General features: G+C 62.1%; 1 pseudogene. It reads left to right on the top strand.

Annotated features, from left to right (window positions below):
• A pseudogene (locus OWC48_RS46875) lies at nucleotides 1-224 on the top strand (IS3 family transposase); the annotation flags it as partial.

Here is a 224-nt window from a genome sequence, read left to right as displayed (position 1 = left end):
TGCAAGGCGGCAGGCTGTGGCTCACCTTTGTTCGAGTTTTGAGGTCAGTCAGCGGCGGGCGTGTGAAGTGATTGGGGCTGATCGGTCCTCGGTGCGTTATCTCAGCCTTCGGCCTGACGACGCGACCATTCGCGTCCGGCTGCGCGAGTTGGCGTCGGTGCGCCGGCGCTTTGGCTATCGCCGTCTGCTTCTCATGATCCGCAGTGAAGGCGTGCTTATCAACC

This window comes from Bradyrhizobium sp. Arg816, from assembly GCF_029989365.1.
Classification (GTDB): Bacteria; Pseudomonadota; Alphaproteobacteria; order Rhizobiales; family Xanthobacteraceae; genus Bradyrhizobium.
Note: the sequence above shows the minus strand (reverse complement) of the source record. Positions and strands in the feature narration are given on the sequence as shown.